Annotated in this window: 16 protein-coding genes and 1 pseudogene; 11 read left to right on the top strand and 6 right to left on the bottom strand. The window is 61.0% G+C overall.

What is annotated here, in order from left to right:
- The 5 genes and pseudogenes from M6F29_RS12205 to msbA form a co-directional block, all read left to right on the top strand.
- Nucleotides 1–105, top strand: a pseudogene (locus M6F29_RS12205) (bifunctional adenosylcobinamide kinase/adenosylcobinamide-phosphate guanylyltransferase); the annotation flags it as partial.
- Nucleotides 102–1,154, top strand: a complete 1,053-nt coding sequence (cobT, locus tag M6F29_RS00005; RefSeq protein WP_298156309.1) for a nicotinate-nucleotide--dimethylbenzimidazole phosphoribosyltransferase — start codon at nt 102–104, stop codon at nt 1,152–1,154. The pseudogene M6F29_RS12205 and the gene cobT, both read left to right, overlap by 4 nt.
- Nucleotides 1,151–1,711 carry a histidine phosphatase family protein gene (locus M6F29_RS00010; protein ID WP_298156312.1) on the top strand — a complete coding sequence of 187 codons (561 nt, stop codon included), beginning with the start codon at nt 1,151–1,153 and terminating at the stop codon, nt 1,709–1,711. The genes cobT and M6F29_RS00010 overlap by 4 nt, the downstream gene beginning before the upstream one ends.
- Before the next feature lie 5 nt (nt 1,712–1,716).
- Nucleotides 1,717–2,463 carry an adenosylcobinamide-GDP ribazoletransferase gene (locus M6F29_RS00015; protein WP_366525905.1) on the top strand — a complete coding sequence of 249 codons (747 nt, stop codon included), beginning with the start codon at nt 1,717–1,719 and terminating at the stop codon, nt 2,461–2,463.
- A gap of 26 nt (nt 2,464–2,489) precedes the next feature.
- Nucleotides 2,490–4,235 (top strand): lipid A export permease/ATP-binding protein MsbA, encoded by a 1,746-nt coding sequence (gene msbA, locus M6F29_RS00020; protein WP_298156318.1) that lies wholly within the window; start codon nt 2,490–2,492, stop codon nt 4,233–4,235.
- On the opposite strand, the gene M6F29_RS00025 is transcribed toward msbA, so the two are convergent.
- A complete protein-coding gene (locus tag M6F29_RS00025) occupies nt 4,229–5,008 on the bottom strand; it encodes a glycosyltransferase family 2 protein (protein ID WP_298156321.1) in 780 nt (259 codons plus the stop codon). The two genes, msbA and M6F29_RS00025, sit on opposite strands and share 7 nt — an antisense overlap.
- Nucleotides 5,009–5,069: 61 nt before the next feature.
- On the opposite strand from M6F29_RS00025, the gene waaC reads away from it, so the two are divergent.
- Together waaC and waaA are read left to right on the top strand one after the other, a co-directional pair.
- Entirely contained in the window at nt 5,070–6,026 is a 957-nt protein-coding gene (gene waaC / locus M6F29_RS00030) for a lipopolysaccharide heptosyltransferase I (protein ID WP_298156324.1), read from the top strand.
- Nucleotides 6,023–7,279, top strand: a complete 1,257-nt coding sequence (gene waaA / locus M6F29_RS00035; RefSeq protein ID WP_298156326.1) for a lipid IV(A) 3-deoxy-D-manno-octulosonic acid transferase — start codon at nt 6,023–6,025, stop codon at nt 7,277–7,279. The genes waaC and waaA overlap by 4 nt, the downstream gene beginning before the upstream one ends.
- Here the strand turns inward: waaA and M6F29_RS00040 are convergent.
- Nucleotides 7,268–7,804, bottom strand: a complete 537-nt coding sequence (locus M6F29_RS00040) for a peroxiredoxin (protein WP_298156329.1) — start codon at nt 7,802–7,804, stop codon at nt 7,268–7,270. The two genes, waaA and M6F29_RS00040, sit on opposite strands and share 12 nt — an antisense overlap.
- Before the next feature lie 194 nt (nt 7,805–7,998).
- Between M6F29_RS00040 and M6F29_RS00045 the strand changes: the two genes are divergently transcribed.
- From M6F29_RS00045 to M6F29_RS00060, 4 genes are all read left to right on the top strand, one after another.
- A complete protein-coding gene (locus tag M6F29_RS00045) occupies nt 7,999–8,652 on the top strand; it encodes a protein-L-isoaspartate O-methyltransferase family protein (protein WP_298156332.1) in 654 nt (217 codons plus the stop codon).
- Between the two features lie 3 nt (nt 8,653–8,655).
- On the top strand, nt 8,656–9,231 hold the full coding sequence (gene greB, locus M6F29_RS00050) for a transcription elongation factor GreB (protein WP_366525906.1): 576 nt from the start codon (nt 8,656–8,658) through the stop codon (nt 9,229–9,231).
- A gap of 75 nt (nt 9,232–9,306) precedes the next feature.
- The gene (thiC, locus tag M6F29_RS00055) at nt 9,307–11,211 is read left to right on the top strand and encodes a phosphomethylpyrimidine synthase ThiC (protein ID WP_298156338.1); all 1,905 of its coding nucleotides are present in this window, start codon (nt 9,307–9,309) and stop codon (nt 11,209–11,211) included.
- Between the two features lie 3 nt (nt 11,212–11,214).
- Nucleotides 11,215–12,036 (top strand): undecaprenyl-diphosphate phosphatase, encoded by an 822-nt coding sequence (locus M6F29_RS00060; protein WP_298156341.1) that lies wholly within the window; start codon nt 11,215–11,217, stop codon nt 12,034–12,036.
- Here the strand turns inward: M6F29_RS00060 and priA are convergent.
- From priA to gltB, 4 genes are all read right to left on the bottom strand, one after another.
- Nucleotides 12,033–14,021, bottom strand: a complete 1,989-nt coding sequence (gene priA, locus M6F29_RS00065; protein WP_298156344.1) for a replication restart helicase PriA — start codon at nt 14,019–14,021, stop codon at nt 12,033–12,035. The two genes, M6F29_RS00060 and priA, sit on opposite strands and share 4 nt — an antisense overlap.
- A 257-nt stretch (nt 14,022–14,278) precedes the next feature.
- Nucleotides 14,279–15,346, bottom strand: a complete 1,068-nt coding sequence (gene hemE / locus M6F29_RS00070) for a uroporphyrinogen decarboxylase (protein ID WP_298156349.1) — start codon at nt 15,344–15,346, stop codon at nt 14,279–14,281.
- A 49-nt stretch (nt 15,347–15,395) separates the two neighbouring features.
- Nucleotides 15,396–16,832, bottom strand: coding sequence for a glutamate synthase subunit beta (gene gltD / locus M6F29_RS00075; protein ID WP_298156351.1), 1,437 nt, complete (start codon nt 16,830–16,832; stop codon nt 15,396–15,398).
- Between the two features lies 1 nt (nt 16,833).
- Entirely contained in the window at nt 16,834–21,450 is a 4,617-nt protein-coding gene (gene gltB, locus M6F29_RS00080) for a glutamate synthase large subunit (protein WP_298156354.1), read from the bottom strand.
- Nucleotides 21,451–21,580: the final 130 nt, after the last annotated feature.

The raw sequence follows: 21,580 nt of genomic DNA on the forward strand, positions 1-21,580 counted from the left end.
TTCTGCGATCAGGCCGGTCGCCTGCATCAGGCGCTGGCGACCCTCTGCGACCCGGTTCTCTTGATGGTTGCCGGACTCCCCCTCTTTCTGAAAGGACACCCATGATTCCCGACTGGTTCAGCCTTCCCGCCCACCCACTGGATGAAGCCGCACGTCTGGCCGCGCACCAGCGCCAGGCACAACTGACCAAACCGCCCGGCTCGCTCGGTCAACTGGAGGAATTGGCCTGCTTTCTGGCCGCCGCTCAAGGGCGGGAACGTCCGCACATGAAGCAGGTGTGGATCAGCATCTTCGCAGGGGACCACGGCATCACCGCAGAAAACATCTCTGCCTTCCCCCAGGCCGTCACGGGTGAAATGATCAAGAACTTCGCCCGTGGCGGTGCAGCCATCAGCGTGCTGGCCCTAACCTTGGGCGCCTTCCTCGAAGTCATCGATCTGGGCACGGTTCAGAACCTGGCGCAGGTGCCTGGCGTGCAGCATCTGGGGCTGGGTCCCGGCACCGCCAACTTTCTGCATGCACCGGCCATGACCGAAGCCCAATGCCATGCCGCACTGGACGCCGGACGGGCCCGCGTCGAGGCCGCACTTCGGACCAGCGCCGATCTCTTCATCGGCGGAGAGATGGGGATCGGCAACACGACTTCCGCCACGGCCATGGCCTGCGCCCTGCTCGACCTTCCCCCGCACCAACTGGCGGGCCCGGGTACCGGATTGGCCGCATTCGGGGTATCCCACAAGATAGAAGTCATTACCCAGAGCCTGTTGAAACATGAGCGTGTGCTCACTTCTCCTTATGCCATCCTGGAACATCTGGGTGGATTCGAGATTGCCGCCCTCACCGGGGCCTACTGTACGGCCGCCCAAAAGGGTCTGCCCGTGCTGGTGGATGGATTCATCAGCAGCGTGGCCGCCCTCGTGGCGGAACGCATGAATCCCGGGATAGCCCGTTGGTTCCTGTATGGACATCAATCGGCCGAACCCGGGCATCAGGCCGTCCTCGAAGCGCTGGAGGCCCGCCCGCTCTTGTCCCTCGGACTGCGCCTGGGGGAAGGGAGTGGCGCCGCCAGCGCCATTCCCTTGCTGCGTCTGGCCTGTGCGCTTCATGAGGGGATGGCCACCTTTGCCGAAGCGGCGGTTTCGGAGAAACTGTGAGCTTCTCCCTTCTGCGCCACGGGGATACGGGATACAGCGGTTTTCGGGGGCGCCTGGATGATCCGCTCACCGCTTTGGGGTGGCAACAAATGGAACAGGCCGTGGCGCGCTGGCGCGGAGATCGGATCGTATGCTCTCCCCGCCAGCGCTGCCAGCGCTTTGCCGAAAAACTGGCCGCCCGTCTGCAGGTCCCGCTGACGGCGGACGAACGTTTCAGCGAACTGGATTTCGGGCACTGGGAGGGATGCACCGCCGCAGAATTGAGCCAGAAAGACCCTCAGACGCTGACCGCATTCTGGCAGGATCCCTGGCGACAGCCCCCGCCCGGAGGGGAGACGCTCGAGCATTTCTGTCAGCGTGTCGAAGCCGGCTGGATCGAACTGGGCCGGCAGTACGCAGGTCAAACGGTCCTCCTGATCACCCATGGCGGGGTCATCCGCCTGTTGCATCATCGAGTGAAGCAAACCCGACGCGGCGATTTCCTGACCTATCCGGTCCCCCACGGCTCCCTGCATGTCGTGAACGACTGGATGAAAAACGAGTCCCACCCTGCGTGAAACCCCTGCGAACCTTTGGCCTGGCCCTGCAGTTCCTGACGCGCCTGCCCCTGCCCGCCTGTTCTCCCCCGACTCCCCAGGAGCAGGGACAGTCCCTCCTTTTTTATCCTGCCGTGGGTGCCATCATTGGCGCTCTTTTGGCCGGAATGTGTGCGCTCACTTCTTTCCTGGGAGTATCCTCCAACTTATCCGGTGCGTTGATCCTGGTTCTTTGGGTCGGACTCACCGGCGCACTGCACCTGGATGGACTGGCCGATTCGGTAGATGCCTTTGGGGGCGGTCGAGGGGATCGGGGGCGCATTCTGGATCTCATGAAAGACCCTCGCTGCGGCACTTTTGCCGTAGTCAGCGTGGTCCTCGTATTACTGGTCAAGGGCATGGCCCTGATCACGCTGGATGCGCGCATTGCGCCGGGTTTTCTGCTGCTTCCGCCGCTTCTGGGCCGCACCGCCCTGTGCCTGCTGTTCCTGACCACACCCTACGTCCGCCCCGGCGGGATGGGGGAAGCACTCGCCCAACACATGCCGCGCACCCCGGTCTGGGGGGTCTGCATCATGACCCTGGCCAGCATCCTGATCGGCTTTGGACGCCCCGGCCTGGGCGCCATTCTGGTGGCCGGAGTCACCGGTTACTGGTGGCACCAGAAACTCATGGAACGCATCCAGGGCACCACCGGAGATACGGCGGGCGCACTGGTCGAACTGGTGGAAAGCGCCACAGTGGTCACTTTGGCTCTGGTAGCGCATAATTAGGGCTTTAGGACCGACTTCACCACACCATGCACCTTCTGCCTGGGACCGCCTCCCTCTATTCCCGCCTGTTACGCCATGTGCGCCCCTACCGTTGGGAATTTTTCAGCGCCGTCGTGGCCATGATCGTGACTGCGGCCACCGAACCGTTCCTGCCGGCCCTGCTCAAACCCATGCTCGACAAGAGTTTCGTGCACAAGGATCCGCACTGGATGCATTGGGTGCCGTTCATGTTGATGGGGTTGTTCCTTGTGCGGGGCGTTGCCAACTTTATCGCCAAGTTCGCCATGAACTGGGTCGGCAACAAAGTGGTCATGGACCTGCGCCAACACATGTTCGAGCGCCTGCTCCACCTGCCTGCCCGTTATTTCGATGACCACACTACCGGAGAACTGATCTCGAAACTGGTGTACGACGCCAATCAGGTCATGCAGGCCAGCACGACCGTGCTGACCAATCTGGTCACGGACAGTTTCGTGGTCGTGGGCCTGATGGGCTGGCTGATTTACCTGAACTGGCAACTCACCAGCGTCACCCTGCTGGTGGCCCCGCCCATCGCCTGGGTGGTTCGGAAGGTCAATCTGCGTCTGCGCCACATCAACCGCGACACCATGAACGCCATGGGCAACCTCACCAATGTGCTGGATGAATCGATCCAGTGCCAGAAGGTCATCAAGGTGTTTGGGGGAACCCCCGTCGAAACCGACCGTTTCCATGAAACCAGCAATTGGGTGCGGCGCCTGAGCATGAAGCAGGCGGCGGCCAGTGCAGCCAACGTGCCCGTCATCCAGTTCTTTGCCGCCCTGGCCATCGCCCTCATCATCGGCATGGCCACCTGGCAGGCAGGGGCCGACCAAACCACGGTGGGTGGGTTTGTTTCCTTCATCACGGCCATGATCATGCTGCTGGCCCCCGTCAAGCGTCTCTCCGATTTGAGCGAATCCCTGCAGCGGGGTCTGGCCGCCGCCGAGAGTGTCTTTGCCCTGATCGATCAGCCCCCCGAAAAGGACGAAGGAACCCGGGTACTGGAACATGCCCGGGGTCACCTGAGCTTTGAACAGGTATGCTTTGCCTATCCGCGCGGCCATCGTTTGGCCCTCGACTCTTTCAGCCTGGAGATACGGGCCGGTCAAACCGTGGCTCTGGTGGGCGCTTCAGGCAGTGGAAAAAGCACGCTGGCCAGTCTGGTGCCCCGCTTTCACAACCCCACGTCGGGACGCATCCTCCTGGATGGCTGTCCCATTGCGGACTTGACCCTGGCCAGCCTGCGCAGCAATCTGGCGCTCGTCACCCAGGAAGTGGTCCTGTTCAACGATACCGTGGCCCACAACATCGGTTACGGCCCCCTGCGCGGAACCCCGCTGGAACGACTGCGCGAAGTGGCCCGCGCGGCCCATGCCCTGGAATTCATTGAACAGTTGCCCGAGGAATTTCAAACCTTGCTGGGGGAAAACGGGGCACGCCTGTCCGGGGGACAACGCCAGCGCATCGCCATCGCCCGCGCCCTCCTCAAAAATGCCCCGGTCCTGATTCTGGACGAAGCCACCTCGGCCCTCGACAGCGAATCCGAGCGCGCCGTCCAGGCAGCCCTCGATACCCTGATGGAACAACGTACCACCCTGGTCATTGCGCACCGCCTTTCCACCATCGAAAAAGCCGATCTCATCGTTGTGCTGGACCAGGGACGCATCGTGGAGCAGGGGACCCATCGGGAACTGATGGATCGGGAGGGACATTACGCCCGGTTACAGCACCTGCAGATCATGGATCACTGATCCGTGGGCAAGGTCCGGCACTCCGGTCGATCCAGGCACCAGAGCTTGGCATAGCGGTAAAAGGTCGCGTGGGCGTTGGATACGGCCAGCAAAAAGCCCTGCCCCCCATCCAGAAAACTGCGGCGCAGAATGAAGGTCCGAAAAAACGCCCAGCATCCATGCCGGAAAGCCTTGCCCAGGGTGGCACGCTGCCCCTTGGCGTGAGCCTGACGGGCGCCCAGCGTCGAATAATGGTTGGCTTTGTCGAGGGCCTCTTCCAGATCGACATAGGTATCGTGTTCCAGCGGAGCATTCAGGGTTCCGATGGCCCCCCCTTCCGTTCCCACCAGCCGTTCATGAACCCAGTCCTCAGAAAACCGGGCCTTGCCCCTGCGAAAAAGACGCACCACATGATCGGGCCACCACCCGCCATGGCGCAGGGCACGCCCGCAATAGCGCGAAGAGCGGGGCATGCGATACAGATCCAGCGCCTCGGGATTGGCCATGACCGCCAATATCTCCGCTTTCAGCGCAGGAGACACCTGCTCGTCTGCATCCAGTGACAGCACCCAGTCCCCACCGGCCAGCGCCAGCGCACGATTCTTCTGCGGACCGAAGCCCGGCCAGTCCGCAGCGATCTCCACCCGTGCGCCACGCCGGCGCGCCAGTTCCACCGTGCCGTCCTGGCTTCCCCCATCCAGCACGATCCGTTCGTCTGCCCAGCCAACCGAGTCCAGGCAGGCGCCCAACGCGGCCTCTTCATTTTTGGCAATGATGATGACAGAAAGTGACATGGAGGCGAGTGTACTCCACTTCCGACTAGCCGAGCAGGGTCAGGTCCCCTAGAATGGCGGCATGACCGACCTCCTTCTCATCAAGACCTCTTCCCTGGGCGATGTGGTTCATGCCTTTCCGGCGGTGACGGACATGGCCCGTCATTGCCCCACACTTTCCGTCGACTGGATCGTGGAAGAGTCCTTCGCGGCATTGCCCCGCCTGCATCCGGCGGTCCGCCGCGTGATTCCCGTGGCCTTGCGGCGCTGGCGTAGCGCTCTTTTCTCACCGGCGACCCATGCCGAATGGCGTCGATTGAACCAGATCCTGGAGACCCTGAACCATGAGGCCAGTCTGGATCTGCAAGGTCTGGTCAAAAGCGCCCTGGTCGGCTGGTTCAGCCCCGCCTTGCGAATGGGATACGACCGTCACAGCATTCGCGAACCCCTGGCCAGCCTGTTCTACCAACGCCGCTTCCGGGTTTCCAGAAACCTTCATGCCGTGGAGCGCAACCGCACGCTGGCTGGCCTTGCCCTGGGTTACACCCCGGAGAAGGAAGTCACTTACGGCCTGCGTTCCGATCTGGTCCGCCCGCGCACCCTGGGCACCGAACCCTACGTTCTCTTTCTGCACGGCACCAGCCGGCGCGACAAGGAATGGCCGGAAGCCCACTGGATCGCCCTGGGCCAGCATCTCTCTGCCCGGGGATTGACCGTCCTGCTCCCGGGCGGCAACGAACGGGAACACCAACGCGCCCAACGTCTGGCAAATCAAATCGTGGGCGCACAGGCCCTGGCGACGCTCGATCTGACCACCCTGGCCGGTCTGTTGGCCCATGCCCAGGCTGTGGTGGGCGTGGATACGGGCCTCTCCCATCTGACCACCGCGCTCCAGCGGCCAGTCGTGGCCCTGTACACCGCCACCGACCCGCGGGCCACGGGCGTGTTCGGCAGTGCGCTGGCCACGAATCTGGGCGGAATGGGCCAGTGCCCGGACGTACCGGAGGTCCTGTCTGCCCTGGAGAGGTGGTTTCCGTGAATTTGTTCTGGTACACCCAGTTGACCCGCCTGCTCCTGCCCCTGTTTTTTCTCCGCCTCTGGTGGCGCGGTCGACAACAGCCCGGTTACCGCCTCCATTGGCCCGAGCGCCTCGGTCACTACCCCGGCCCCCCCGAATCCCGCCCCCTGATCTGGCTCCACGCCGTCTCGGTCGGTGAGACCCGTGCGGCCTTGCCGCTGCTTCGATCCCTGGCCGATCGATACCCGGACCACGCCCTCCTGTTGACCCATACCACGCCCACCGGGCGGGAAACGGCGCTCGATGAAGCCACTTCGGGAATTCGACGCGTCTATCTGCCCTACGACCTGCCGGGCGCCGTGGGGCGTTTTCTGGAAACCTTCAAACCCACCCTGGGTTTTCTTCTGGAAACGGAACTCTGGCCCCGCCTGATCCATGAATGCCAGCGCCGTCATATTCCCCTGGTTCTGGCCAACGCCCGACTGTCGGAACGTTCGGCACGGCGTTATGCCCTTTTCCCGACCCTGACGCGCACCCTCCTCGGTCAACTGTCGCTCGTCGCAGCCCAGTCGCCTGCTGATGCCCAGCGCTTTGAAGCTCTGGGCGCCGCTCAGGTCAAACTCATGGGTAACCTCAAGTTCGATGCCCCACTGCCTTGCGCGCATCATGCGAGTTTTCGACAACTCCAGCAGATGGTCGGAGAAAACCGGACCGTCTGGGTCGCGGCCAGCACCCGCGAAGGGGAAGAAAGCCTCCTGCTGAAATATCTGGGTTCCCTGCTCACTCCGCCCCATTTGCTGGTGCTGGTTCCCCGACATCCGCAGCGGTTCGACTCGGTGGCCGCCTTGCTGGAGGCGAATCACATCCCCTACCAGCGGCGCTCGGCGCAACGCCCCCTCTCTGCCGAAACCACGGTTCTCCTGGGGGACAGCATGGGCGAAATGTATGCCTGGTATCGTCTGGCCCAATATGCGCTCATGGGCGGTACCCTGCTCCCCCTGGGGGGACAGAATCTCCTCGAAGCCCTCAGCGTCGGGTGCCCCGTCCTGCTGGGTCCGCACACGTTCAACTTCGCCGAGGCCAGCGCCGCTGCCGTGGCGTGCGGTGCTGCCCGGCAATTTTCCGATCTGGAGGAATTGCCAGGGCTGGTCAGCGCATTCCTGGCGGACCCGGCGCTTTGCCGCACCATGGGCGAACGGGGACGGTCCTTCGTCGAGCGGCACCGAGGGGCCACCGCCACCCTGCTCGACCTGGTTCGCGAGTTAGTGCATTGACTGCAAACGATGCAGATCCGCAATGACTTCCTTGGGATTCTCTCCGGCATCCACATTCACATAAACTTTGGCGATACGGCCGGCGGGATCGATGATGAAGGTATTGCGGCGCGCCAACTTGTAGCCCAGGAGGGTCCGTTCCGATCCGTAACTTCTTGCCACCGTGCCTTCCTTATCGGCCAATAACGGGAACGGAAGATGGTGTTTGTCCGCAAATTCGGCGTGACTGCTGGCGTCGTCGATACTCACGCCCACCACGGCAGCCCCCAGATTCTGGATTTCATGGATGTCGTCACGGTAGGCACAGGCCTCCGTCGTACACCCTGGCGTCTCGTCCTTCGGGTAAAAATAGAGGACCAGCCACTTTCCCTGGTAATCGGACAATTTTTGCAGGGTCCCATTCTGATCCATCACACTGAATTCAGGCGCCTTCTGCCCCACACGGGGCGGTTCCGAGGCGTTGGCCGAACGCATGGCCCACAGGACCAGGATCCCCAGCACAAGAAGTGCCGTCATGACTTTCATAAGCGCCCTCCACCCCTTTCGGATTCCATCGATACAGCATGGGACCCCGGGCCTGGACAGGAGTTCCTGAAAACGCCGTTCGATTCCAGTGATTTTCCCGCCGCCGCGCCAGCAACCAACAACGACCCCCCTCACTGATTTTGCTACAATGGAAGATTGACAGAATAATGTTCCATCCCTCCCGGAGGCACGCAATGAATCTCGAACAGGCTCGCTTCAACATGGTCGAACAACAGATCCGCCCCTGGGAGGTCCTGAATATCGAAGTACTCGACCTGCTCTATCAGGTCCGCCGCGAGGAGTTCGTCCCTGCCGCCCATCGGGAACTGGCTTTCGTCGACATGGAAATACCCCTGGATCACGGCGAATTCATGCTGTCACCCAAATTGGAAGCCCGCCTGATCCAGGAATTGCGTCTCAAGAAATCAGACCGCGTCCTTCACGTGGGAACGGGCAGCGGATACGTGGCCGCCTTGCTGGGCAAACGCGCCGCCACCGTCACCTCGGTGGAAATTCACCCAACGCTGGCCATGCAGGCTCGCCAACGCCTGCAAAACGCCGGAATTCACAACGTCACCGTGGAAGTGGGCGACGCCGCCCAGGGCTGGCGTTCTGGATCCGTCTGGGACACCATCCTGCTCACCGGCTCCGTCCCGTACCTGCCACCGGCATTTCTCGACGCATTGGCCGCCGGAGGATGCGCCCTTGCCATCACCGGCCACGCACCCGTCATGACCGTACGACGCTGGATGCGCCTGCCGGATGGAACACTGCGGGAGGAATCGCTTTTTGAAACCTGGGTTCCCCCCCTTCACCACGCGGCACAGCCCCCCATCTTTGAATTTTGAATGATGAGCAAAGCCTTTGTGCGTGAGGCTGAGAATGAGGCGGAGGAAGACCTTTCCGCTCCAGAGGCGGACCTCCCGCCCCACACGCCCAATTATCTGACTCCTCGAGGACATGCCCGACTGGCCGCCGAACTGGATCACCTGTTGCGCGTGGAGCGTCCGCAAGTCGTGGAAACCGTGGCCTGGGCGGCATCCAACGGCGATCGTTCGGAAAACGGGGATTATATCTACGGGAAACGGCGCCTGCGCGAGATCGACCGACGCCTGCGCTTTCTCACCAAACGACTGGAAATCGCCCAGGTCGTCGATCCTACCCTGCAATCCGGAAATGATCAGATTTTTTTCGGTGCACAGGTGACCGTGGAAGAAGGCGATCAAACCCACGTCTATACCATCGTCGGTCGGGATGAAACCGATCCCGGATGCGGTCACATCAGCTGGATTTCACCCCTGGCCCGCGCCCTGCTCAAACAGCGTGCCGGCGACACGGTCCGTTTCCTGAGTCCGGCAGGACCGCGCACCCTCGACATCGTCGACGTTCAATACTTTCCTCTGGACCCACCCCCAACCACCCATTGAGCGTGTTGGAATCGGGCAAACACGGCCCATCTGGTACACTTCCCTTGTCAATCCGTTCTGAGAGTGAATCCGCGCATGAATGCACCCCAAAAGTTTCTGGCTGAACAGGCCCAAGTAGATGAAGCATCCGTTACCCCGCTCCCCTGTTCCCACAAGATCCATGTCACCGGTTCACGCCCCGACCTGCGGGTCCCCATGCGTGAAATCCGCCAGTCGGACACCCCCGCTTCCTTCGGTGCCGAGCCCAATCTGCCCTTGACCGTTTATGATACTTCCGGCCCGTACTCCGACCCCACGGTCCGCATCGACATCCGGTCAGGCTTACCCAGCGTCCGCAGCCGCTGGATCGAGGAACGTCAGGACACGGAAGCATTGAACGGTCCCTCCTCTGCCTATGGCCAGGAACGACTGGACAATGCAGAACTGACCGAGATGCGCTTCAAACTCCAGCGGGCTCCGCGCCGCGCCCTGGCGGGACGGAACGTCACCCAAATGCACTATGCGCGACGCGGCATCATCACGCCGGAAATGGAATATGTGGCCATCCGCGAGAATTGCCGCCGCGAAGCCCAACTGGATGCCCTCAAAGCGCTGGGCGGCAATGCCGACCGCTGGCTCTCCGCCCAGCATCCTGGCGAACCTCTGGGCGCGGCCTTGCCCGGACTCATCACGCCGGAGTTCGTACGGGACGAAATTGCGCGCGGACGGGCCATCCTTCCGGCCAACATCAACCACCCCGAAACCGAACCCATGATCATCGGACGCAATTTTCTGGTCAAGATCAATGCCAACATCGGCAATTCCGCCCTGGGTTCAAGTATCCAGGAAGAGGTGGAGAAAATGACCTGGGCCATCCGCTGGGGGGGAGACACGGTCATGGACCTGTCCACGGGCAAGAACATCCATGAAACGCGCGAGTGGATCATCCGCAATTCTCCCGTCCCCATCGGCACCGTCCCCATCTATCAGGCGCTGGAAAAGGTGGATGGAAAGGCCGAGGAACTGACTTGGGAAATCTTTCGGGATACCCTCATCGAACAGGCCGAACAGGGCGTGGATTATTTCACCATTCACGCGGGATTGCGTCTCGCCCATATTCCCCTGACCGCACGGCGTTTGACCGGGATCGTGTCCAGGGGCGGATCCATCATGGCCAAGTGGTGCCTGGCCCACCACCGGGAAAATTTCCTGTATACCCATTTCGAGGACATCTGTACCCTCATGAAGGCCTACGATGTCAGTTTCTCCCTGGGAGACGGACTGCGCCCCGGCTCCATTCACGACGCCAATGACGCCGCCCAGTTCGCCGAACTGAAAACCCTCGGCGAATTGACCCAGATTGCCTGGAAACACGATGTCCAAACCATGATCGAAGGTCCGGGACATGTACCGATGCACCGTATCCGCGAAAACATGGAACTGCAACTGTCGCTCTGCCATGAAGCCCCGTTCTACACGCTGGGCCCCCTCACCACGGACATCGCGCCGGGTTATGACCATATCACGTCCGCCATCGGCGCCGCCATGATCGGCTGGCACGGCACGGCCATGCTGTGCTACGTCACCCCCAAGGAACATCTGGGCTTGCCCGACAAGAACGATGTCAAGGACGGCATCATGGCGTACAAGATTGCCGCCCATGCTGCCGACCTGGCCAAGGGTCATCCCGGCGCCCAGATGCGCGATAATGCCCTGTCCAAGGCCCGTTTCGAATTCCGCTGGGACGATCAGTTCAATCTGGGGCTGGACCCGGACAAGGCACGCGAGTTTCATGACGAAACGCTGCCTCAGGAAGGGGCCAAACTGGCCCATTTCTGTTCCATGTGCGGTCCTCATTTCTGCGCCATGAAGATTACCCAGGACGTGCGCGATTACGCCGCCCAGATCGGGGTCTCTTCCGAACAGGCCCTGGATCAGGGAATGGCAGAAAAGGCCCAGGAGTTTCGGGAACAGGGCGCTGAACTCTATCGCAAGGTTTGACCCATGGATGTCCTGTTACTGGTCAAAGCGGCCATCCTGGGCGTGGTGGAAGGGCTGACGGAATTCCTGCCGGTTTCCAGCACCGGGCACCTGATACTGGTCGGCAGTCTGTTGCACTTCAATGACGAAAAGGGCAAGGTTTTTGAAATCGTCATCCAGTTTGCCGCCATCCTGGCCATTTGCTGGGAGTACCGGGCACGGATCCGGCGCGTGGTCGCGGGATTGCCCGGGGATCCTGCGGCCCGACGCTTTACCCTCAACCTGCTGCTGGCCTTTCTTCCCGCCGCAGTTTTGGGCCTGTTGTTCGCCAAATCCATCAAGGCGCACCTGTTCGCTCCCTTGCCCGTCGCACTGGCCTTCATTCTGGGTGCCTTTGTCATTTTCTGGGTGGAACGCCGTCATCAGCCGATACGCATCACCACGGTGGACGACATGGACTGGCGGATTGCCCTCAAGATCGGACTTTGTCAGTCCTTTGCCCTGATCCCCGGCACTTCCCGTTCCGGGGCCACCATCATGGGCGGACTATTCCTCGGGCTGTCCCGCACGGCCGCCACGGAGTTTTCCTTCTTTCTTGCCATTCCCACCCTGAGCGCGGCCACCGTGTACGAACTGGTCAAATATCGCCATCTTTTTCATGCCAGTGATCTGGGCATATTCCTGGTCGGAAGCTTGTTCTCCTTCCTGTTTGCCTTCATGACCGTGCGCGCCCTTCTCCGGTTCGTCAGCCAGCATGATTTCACCGGTTTTGCCTACTACCGGATCCTGTTTGGCCTGCTCATCCTGCTCACCCATGCCTTTGGTTGGGTGCAGTGGACCGATTAGCACTCCCAGGGGTCGACTTCGAGCACCCAGTGGAGGTTTCGCCCCGAACGCAAGGCACGCAACGTCTCCACCCAACTGGCCAGAAAAGCCTGCAGATAAGCACGGTGCGCGCCCTGAACGAGTAATTGCCAACGGTGGAAGCCAGCCTTGCGCGCCAGAGGAGAGGGAACCGGATCAAAAATGCTGATCCCTTCTCCGCCACGCGCCAGGGCTTCCTGCCGCGCCTCCTCCAGAAAGGCGGTGACTTTGGCCACGTCCCGTGCTTCGGCCCGGAGGACGGCCAGATAATGGAAAGGCGGCCATCCCATCTGACGCCGCAGGGCCAGTTCCTGGTCCAGAAAGTTCTCCGTGTCGTGCTGCATCAGCGCCAACAGCACGGGATGCCCGGGATAATCCGTTTCAATCCACACCTGCCCGGGCTTTTCTGCCCGTCCGGCCCGTCCGGCCACCTGGAGAAGTTGCGCGTACAGCCGTTCGGAGGCGCGAAAATCGCTGCTGAAGAGCGATTGGTCGGCATTCAGCACCACCACCAGGGACAAATCGGGAAAATCATGCCCCTTCACCAGTAACTGGGTCCCCACCAGAATATCCACCTGATGATCCAGAATCTGTTCCCGCGCCTTTTCCCAGCTGCCCTTGAGGGCCAGGCTGTCGCTGTCCAGGCGCAGGAGACGCGCGGACGGGCAATAGTTGCGCAAACGTTCTTCCACCTGCTGGGTTCCTTCTCCCCGGGTTTCCATGTGAACATTCCCGCAGGACGGGCAAGCCTCGTTCAGAACCTGCGCCAGACCGCAGTGATGGCAGCGCAATTGGCGCGACCGCCGGTGTACCACCAGGCGCACACTGCACCGTGGACAGGCCGCCTGCCAGCCGCAGTTGGGGCAATGCAGGACCGGAGCATAACCGCGCCGGTTGATGAACACCAGAACCTGTTCCCCACGGTCCAGGGTTTCCTGCAACGCAGTCGCCCAGTAGGGGGGTCCCTCTTTGGTCGTGGGCGCCAGGGTCAATTGGGGCAGGCAGGCACCGGGTACGGCCCGCTCTCTCAAATGGTGCAGTTGATAGCGTCCGGTACGGGCGTTGTGCCAACTTTCCAGGGTGGGTGTTGCAGACCCCAGAATGATCGGAAAATCGCCCTGGCGAGCACGGACGATGGCCATGTCCCGGGCAGAATAGCGCAGCCCCTCCTGCTGTTTGAAGGAGGCCTCATGCTCTTCGTCCACCACGATCAATCCCAACTCGGGCAGAGGCGTAAAAACCGCCAGGCGCGTGCCCAATACCAGACGCGCAGTGCCCGCCTGGGCCGCCAACCAGCGCCGTGCCCGTTCCTTCTCGCTGACTCCACTGTGCAGACTGACCCAGTTCAGGGTAGGCCAGCGGCGTGCCAGACGCTGTTCCAGTTGGGGTGTCAGGTTGATTTCCGGCACCAGCAGGAGAACCTGTCGTCCGCGCTCCAACACCTGTTCGATCAGAGAAAAATATACTTCGGTCTTGCCGCTCCCGGTCACCCCATAAATCAGGTGCACGGCAAAGTGCGGCTGGCTGAGAATCGCCTGCACCACCGTCCGTTGAGCCTCGTTGAGCGGCGGCGCCGAACCCTGGGGGGGAGATTTCGGGGCCTGGCGGATTCGGCGCGGTGGCAACCAGCCGCCAACCCGACGCAGGGCAGGCGGCAGCATGGTCAACACCGTCTGACCCAACGGGTAGTGATAATAGGCGCTGCAGAATTCCAGCAACTGCCAGTCACGAGCCTCCAGGGGCGGAACGTCCCGCCAGATCTCCAGGACTTCCCTGATTTTATCCGGGGGATAAGTGGAGGCGTGTTTGAGGGCTCGAATCACCCCCACTTTTTGGCCGGTACCCCACGGAACCCTGACCCGCCGCCCCACATCCTCCGCTGTCGCCAGGGCGGCACGGTAATCAAATCCGTGCGGCAAAGGCAGATCGAGCAGGACTTCGACGATCACGGGGCCCTGGAGATCCATGAATGAGCAGAACAAGTGCAGGGCATCTGTGGATAACTTTGTTTATAAGTTGAGGATTTGATACTTGTCAAGATTTTAAATCCGCCAGAATCCCCCTGACAAAACCCGGACAAAATACGATTTATACAAATAAATCATTGTGTTAACTTATGTTTATCAAGAATCCCCGTAATTCGTTGGGATTCTTGTCCGTCGACCCCGTTCTGTGCATAACGCTGGGGAAAAAACCGTGAATAATCTGGTTTTTTCCTTATTTGTCAGGCAATAGCGGCACCTTGCCGAAGGCTAAGTTCATGTACGGCATCCACCAGCACCGCCACCTGATCCGGATCCGTAAAGCGCGTGATGCCATGGCCAAGGTTGAAAACATGACCCGACCCCGGACCGAATTCCGCCAGGATTCTTCCCACCTCCGAGCGGATGCACTCGGGCGTGCCAAACAACACCATCGGATCCAGATTACCCTGCAAAGCGACCTTATGGCCGACCTGGCGCCGGGCCTCACCCATGTCCACGGTCCAGTCCAACCCTACGGCATCGTAGCCCGCATCGGCAATGGACTCGAGCCACAACCCCCCACCCTTGGTAAAGACGATGTTGGGTACCCGGCGCCCCTCTGCCTGTTTGGTCAGCCCGGCGGCGATCACGGACAGATAGTGCAGGGAAAATTCCTGATAGGCCTTCGGAGTCAGCGTTCCTCCCCAGGTATCGAACACCATGACCGCCTGGGCGCCTGCCTCGATCTGGGCATTCAGATACTGGATGACCGCTTCGGTGGTTACTTCCAGGATGCGATGCAACAAATCCGGGCGGCGATAGAGCATGCCCTTGATATGACGGAAATCTTCCGACCCACCGCCTTCCACCATGTAGCAGGCCAGCGTAAACGGGCTGCCCGAAAAACCGATGAGCGGCACCGAACCGGCCAATGCCTTGCGAATCTGGGACACCCCGTCCAGAACGTAACGCAGGTTCACGGTGGGATCGGGCACGCTCAAATTGCGGACCTCCCATTCATCACGGATGGGGCGTTCAAATTTGGGTCCTTCGCCTTCCGCAAAATAAAGCCCCAGCCCCATGGCATCCGGCACGGTCAAAATGTCGGAAAACAGAATGGCCGCATCCAGGGAATACCGGGCCAGAGGCTGCAGGGTCACTTCCGTGGCCAGATCCGGCGATTTGCACAAATTGAGAAAACTGCCGGCCCGGGCCCGCGTCGCGTTGTACTCGGGCAGGTAGCGACCCGCCTGGCGCATGATCCAAAGCGGTGTATAGGGGACGGGTTCACGCAACAACGCACGCAGGAAGGTATCATTTTTCAGCACAGGAACCTCGTCAGTCCGCCATCACTTCAGCGGGTCAATCATGAAAAAATCAGCGGGGAAGATCTGATCGTCCCATCAGGAACTCGTCGATGGCTCGTGCTGCCTGACGCCCCTCCCGAATGGCCCAGACCACCAGGGACTGACCACGCCGCATATCCCCGGCGGCAAACACCTTGGACACCGAAGTCTGATAGTCCAGGACGTTGGCCTGCACATTGCCCCGGGCATCCTTTGCCACCCCCAACTGTTCCAGCAAGCCGGTCTGTACCGGATGCAGGTAACCCATGGCCAGCAGGACCAGATCCGCCGGAATATCGAAGGCGCTGCCCGGAATTTCCTGAGGTGTCATCTGGCCCTTTTCATCCGCCTTCCAGTCCAGGCGCACGGCGCGCAACCGGTTCACCTGCCCGTCGACTCCCATGAACGCCTGGGTCGAAATGCTCCAGTCACGGGCACATCCTTCCGCCTGAGAGGTGGAGGTGCGGAACTTGAGGGGGTATTGGGGCCACACCAAAGGCTTGTCTTCCTGTTCCGGAGGACGCGGCATGACCTCGAACTGCGTGACGGAAAGGGCGCCCTGACGAATCGAGGTCCCCACACAGTCGGACCCCGTATCGCCTCCGCCAATCACCACCACATGCTTGCCCGTGGCCAGCAGGCCGTTTTCCACCCGATCTCCGGCATTGCGTCGATTCTGTTGGGGCAGGAATTCCATGGCGAAATGAATGCCCTTCAACGCCCGTCCCGGCACAGGCAAATCGCGGGGATGTTCCGATCCGCCCGCAAGCAGGATCGCATCAAACGTCTCCTCCAGATGCTGGGCGGACAGGGTCACGCCGACATGCACCCCGGTGCGGAATTCCACCCCTTCCGCCCGCATCTGATCGAGGCGACGGTCGATCTGGGGTTTTTCCAACTTGAAGTCCGGAATGCCGTAACGCAACAGCCCCCCGATCCGATCGTTTTTCTCGAACACCACCACGTCGTGGCCTACCCGTGCCAACTGCTGTGCCGCAGCCAGCCCGGAGGGGCCGGAACCCACCACGGCCACCCGTTTTCCCGTTTTGTGCGCAGGAATTTTCGGGGTGATCCATCCCTCTTGCCAACCCCGGTCCACCAGGGTACGTTCGATGTTCTTGATGGTGACCGGTTCGGTATTGATGTTGAGGACACAAGCCGACTCGCAGGGAGCAGGACAGACCCGTCCCGTAAATTCCGGAAAATTGTTGGTGGAATGGAGGTTGTCCAACCCCTCGCGCCATTGCCCTCGGTAGACCAGGTCATTCCAGTCGGGAATGATGTTGTTGACCGGGCACCCCGTCTGACAGAAGGGGATTCCGCAATCCATGCAGCGCGCTCCCTGCTGGCTGACGCGCTCCAGGGGCAGATCGATGACAAATTCGCGGTAGTGGCCCACCCGTTCCTGTGGTGATTCGGCAGCGGATTCCTGCCGTTCGATTTCCATGAACCCCGTAATCTTTCCCATCTCAGGCCACCTGTGCCAATTGTTGTTCCGCAGCCATTTCAGCCAGCGCACGGCGATACTCCAGGGGCATCACCTTGACGAACCTGCTTCGCGCATTCGACCACTGATCCAGAATCTGCTGCCCCCGTGTACTCCCTGTATGTCGCACATGGTTTTCAATCAGGGTGCGCAACAGGTACTCATCCCGTGCTTCGATATGATTGACCCGCACGCGTCCATGGGTGTCCAGAACCCCCTTGACCTCGGCGGTCTGCTCTTCCTCGGGAACCGCTTCGAGCGCGACCATGGCCAGATTGCAGCGCTTGTCGAAATCGCCGGCCTCGTCATAGACAAAGGCGATCCCACCGCTCATCCCCGCGGCAAAATTGCGCCCGGCCTCACCCAGCACCACTACCGTGCCTCCCGTCATGTACTCGCAGCCGTGATCTCCCACCCCTTCCACCACGGCGACAGCGCCGGAGTTGCGCACGGCAAAGCGTTCGCCAGCCACCCCCCGGATATAACATTCCCCGGCAACCGCCCCGTACAGAACCGTATTTCCCACGATGATGTTCTCTTCGGCCAGGAGCGTGGACTCGGGCGCAGGTTGAATGATGATGCGCCCCCCGGACAGCCCCTTGCCGACGTAATCATTGGCTTCGCCGTACAGGTGAAAAGTCACCCCATGGGCCAGGAAGGCTCCGAAACTCTGCCCGGCCGTCCCCTTGGCTCGCACCAGGATCGTATCCTGAGGCAGACCGGCAAAGCCATGATGGCGCGCCACTTCACCGGACAACATGGCCCCCACGGAACGGTTGACGTTGCGTACCCCCGTTTCGATGACCACGGCTTGCCCCTGCTCGATGGCGTTCCTGGACTGTGCGATGAGAACATGATCCAGTGCCTGGTCCAGGCCGTGATCCTGCCGCTCTTTCCAGGAACGGGCCACCTGGGCGGGCATGTCCGGGCTATGAAAGATTCTTGAAAAATCCAGTCCCTGTGCCTTCCAGTGGGAAATTCCCCGGCGCATGTCGAGGCGGTCGACCCGTCCGACCATTTCCTCGAAAGTCCGGAACCCCAGTTGGGCCATCAGTTCGCGGACTTCCTCGGCCACAAAGAAGAAATAATTGATCACGTGCTCGGGCTGCCCGGCAAATCGTCGGGTCAATTCCGGATCCTGTGTGGCAATGCCCACCGGACAGGTATTGAGGTGGCACTTGCGCATCATGATGCAGCCCTCCACCACCAGCGGGGCCGTTGCAAAACCAAATTCGTCCGCTCCCAGCAACGCGCCGATCACCACATCCCGGCCGGTTTTCATCTGGCCATCGGCCTGCACGCAGATGCGCCCGCGCAATCGGTTGAGCACCAGGGTCTGCTGGGTTTCCGCCAGCCCCAATTCCCACGGAGAACCGGCATACTTGATCGAAGACAGCGGAGAGGCACCGGTGCCGCCGTCATGTCCGGAGATGGTGACGTGATCGGCATGCGCCTTGGCGACCCCGGCCGCCACCGTGCCCACCCCCACTTCGGACACCAGTTTGACGCTGATACGCGCCTGAGGATTGACGTTCTTGAGATCATGGATCAGCTGGGCCAGATCCTCGATGGAATAGATGTCATGGTGCGGCGGCGGAGAAATCAGCCCCACCCCGGGCACGGAATGACGCAACTTGCCGATATACCGGCTGACCTTGTGTCCGGGCAACTGTCCGCCTTCTCCGGGCTTGGCGCCCTGTGCCATCTTGATTTGAATATCGTCGGCATTGACCAGATACTCCGCCGTCACGCCAAAACGACCGGAAGCGACCTGCTTGATGGCCGAACGCATGGAGTCCCCATTGGACAAGGGGCGGAACCGTGCGGGATCCTCTCCCCCTTCGCCGGTATTGGATTTCCCGCCCAGGCGGTTCATGGCGACGGCCAGGGTGCTATGCGCCTCCTGAGAAATGGACCCCAGAGACATGGCGCCCGTGGCAAAACGTTTGACGATGGACGCGGCCGCTTCCACCTCGGAGAGGGGCAGGGGCTGCGCTGCATTCTTGAATTCAAAAAGACCCCGCAAGGTCATCCATCGTTCGGCCTGATCGTTGATGGCCCGAGCATATTCCCGATAGGTGGCATAGTTTCCGGAACGGGTCGCATGCTGCAATTTGGAGATGCTCTCCGGCGTCCACATGTGGGCTTCCCCTCGAATGCGGTAAGCGTACTCGCCCCCGGCATCGAGCGCCTCCTGATACGACAACCCGGTGGCATACGCCACACGGTGCAGGCGCAGGTTTTCTTCCAGAACTTCGGCCAACCCGATCCCTTCGACCACCGAGGCCGTTCCCGTAAAGAAACGCCGCACGAAGGAAGCGCTCAGCCCGATGGCTTCAAAAATCTGGGCGCCGCAATAGGATTGAACCGTGGAAATCCCCATTTTGGACATGACCTTGAGCAATCCCTTGGAAACCGCCTTGGAAAAACGCTTGCGCATTTCCTTGAGCGGAACATCCCCGCTCAGGAATGCGCCGTTTCCCTGCTCCAGGGTTTCATAAACCAGCCAGGGATATACCGCCTCCGCCCCATACCCCACGAGCAGGGCGAAATGATGAACTTCCCGGGCTGACCCCGTCTCCACCACCAGACCCGTGGCCGTACGCATCCCTTCCCGCACCAGGTAGTGATGCACTGCGGCAGTGGCAAGCAAGGCTGGTATCGCCACCTGTGCCGGGCCCACGGAACGGTCTGACAGGATCAGGACATTGCTGCCCGCACGAACGGCTTCCACCGCCTGAGTACACAATGCTTCCAGCCGGGCTGCCAGGCCCGTCACCCCTTCCTGGACAGGCGCACAGATCGACAGGGTGGCAACCCGGAAACGATCTGCCGTGAGACTGGCGATGGCGCGCAGACAACTCATGTCTTCGGGCAACAGAACCGGTTGCTCCACCTCCAGACGGGGCTGGGGATCCGCTTCGTCTATCGCCAGCAAGTTGGGACGCGGCCCGATGAAAGACACCAGTGACATGACCAACTCTTCGCGAATCGGATCGATGGGTGGATTGGTGACCTGGGCAAAAAGTTGACGGAAATACTGGTAGAGCGACTTGGAACGGTTCGACAGCACCGCCAGCGGCGTGTCATCCCCCATGGAGCCCACGGCTTCCTGACCACTGGTCACCATGGGGGCCAGGATGAACTTGAGTTCTTCCTCGGTCATGCCAAAGGCTTGCTGGCGATCGAGCAGGACCGCGGCAGTCGGTTTTTCTTCTGCAACCGTTGCAGGAGTCGGCAAGGCCTCGAGACGGACCTGGGTCGCTTCCAACCATTGCCGGTAGGGATGCTGACCGGCCAGTCCCGACTTGATTTCCGCATCGCTGACGATACGTCCCTGCTCCAGATCGATCAGGAACATCTTGCCGGGCTGCAGGCGCCATTTCTTGATGATCTTGTGCTCGGGAATGGGCAGTACCCCCATTTCCGAGGCCATCAACACCAGGTCGTCACTGGTCTGCAAATAGCGGGCAGGACGCAAACCGTTGCGATCCAGCGTGGCGCCAATCTGGCGTCCATCGGTAAAGGCCACGGCGGCAGGCCCATCCCACGGCTCCATCAGCGCCGCATGATATTCGTAGTAGTCCCGACGCGCCTCATCCATCAGGGGATTGCCCGCCCAGGCCTCGGGAATCAGAAGGGTCATGGCCTGAACCAGGGAATAACCCCCGGCCACCAGCAACTCCAGCGCGTTGTCGAATGCGGCAGAGTCCGACTGACCTTCCACGATGAGGGGCCAGATTTTGGCCATGTCTTCGCCCAGCAGTGCCGACGCCAGATTTCCGCGGCGTGCCGCCATCCAGTTGACATTCCCGCGCAACGTGTTGATTTCCCCGTTATGCGCGATGAGTCGGAAGGGGTGGGCCAGGTCCCAGGTGGGAAAAGTATTGGTGGAAAAACGCTGGTGCACCAACGCCAGCGCCGAAACCAGACTTTCGTCGCCCAGATCGGCGTAATACTGTCCTACCTGATCGGCCAGTAACATCCCCTTGTAAATCAGGGTACGGGACGACAGAGAAGGCAGGTAGAAGCGAGTCCGGTCATAACCCTTCAGGGCAGCCTCATGTTCGGCGCGTTTGCGCAACACGAACAATTTTCGTTCAAAGACGGTCTGGTCACCGTGGGTTGCACCGCGCGCCAGAAAAATCTGACGGATGAAGGGTTCCACCCGCTTGACGCTGTCCCCCAATCCCTGATTTTGGGTAGGCACCGTACGCCAGCCCAAAACTTCGGCGCCTTCCTCGCGCGCGCAGCGCTCCAGGATGGTTTCACAACTTTCGCGCGCCTGGGGATCTTGTGGCAGAAAAACCATCCCCACGGCATAGCACCCCACCGCCGGCAGCGCAAAACCCAGTCGATCCGCCTCACGGCGCAAAAAGGCATCGGGGATCTGAATCAGGATGCCGGCCCCATCGCCCGCCAGAGGATCAGCGCCCGTGGCTCCTCGATGGGTCAGGTTTTCCAGGATCTGAAGGCCCTGCCGAACGATGGCATGGCTCTTCTGCCCCTTGATGTGCGCAACGAAGCCCACACCACAGGCATCATGTTCATGGACGGGATCATAAAGTCCCTGAGCGGACGGAATGGACGACTGGTTCAACGGTACACCTCAGCACGCAGAAGACGGAGCAATCGCTGCGGACACAAACCGGAGCCTGAGGCGGGTTTGAATTACGCGCAGCGGGTCTGCGATGATACCCCAGCCGGGCCGGCCAATCAACCGTTAACTT

It is taken from the genome of Ferrovum sp., assembly GCF_027317285.1.
Lineage (GTDB): Bacteria > Pseudomonadota > Gammaproteobacteria > Burkholderiales > Ferrovaceae > Ferrovum.

Coding starts and splice junctions, on each gene's coding strand:
- cobT (WP_298156309.1), top strand. CDS start 102: ATGATTCCCGACTGGTTCAGCCTTCCCGCCCACCCACTGGATGAAGCC.
- msbA (WP_298156318.1), top strand. CDS start 2,490: ATGCACCTTCTGCCTGGGACCGCCTCCCTCTATTCCCGCCTGTTACGC.
- M6F29_RS00025 (WP_298156321.1), bottom strand. CDS start 5,008: ATGTCACTTTCTGTCATCATCATTGCCAAAAATGAAGAGGCCGCGTTG.
- waaC (WP_298156324.1), top strand. CDS start 5,070: ATGACCGACCTCCTTCTCATCAAGACCTCTTCCCTGGGCGATGTGGTT.
- M6F29_RS00040 (WP_298156329.1), bottom strand. CDS start 7,804: ATGAAAGTCATGACGGCACTTCTTGTGCTGGGGATCCTGGTCCTGTGG.
- M6F29_RS00045 (WP_298156332.1), top strand. CDS start 7,999: ATGAATCTCGAACAGGCTCGCTTCAACATGGTCGAACAACAGATCCGC.
- greB (WP_366525906.1), top strand. CDS start 8,656: ATGAGCAAAGCCTTTGTGCGTGAGGCTGAGAATGAGGCGGAGGAAGAC.
- thiC (WP_298156338.1), top strand. CDS start 9,307: ATGAATGCACCCCAAAAGTTTCTGGCTGAACAGGCCCAAGTAGATGAA.
- M6F29_RS00060 (WP_298156341.1), top strand. CDS start 11,215: ATGGATGTCCTGTTACTGGTCAAAGCGGCCATCCTGGGCGTGGTGGAA.
- priA (WP_298156344.1), bottom strand. CDS start 14,021: ATGGATCTCCAGGGCCCCGTGATCGTCGAAGTCCTGCTCGATCTGCCT.
- gltD (WP_298156351.1), bottom strand. CDS start 16,832: ATGGGAAAGATTACGGGGTTCATGGAAATCGAACGGCAGGAATCCGCT.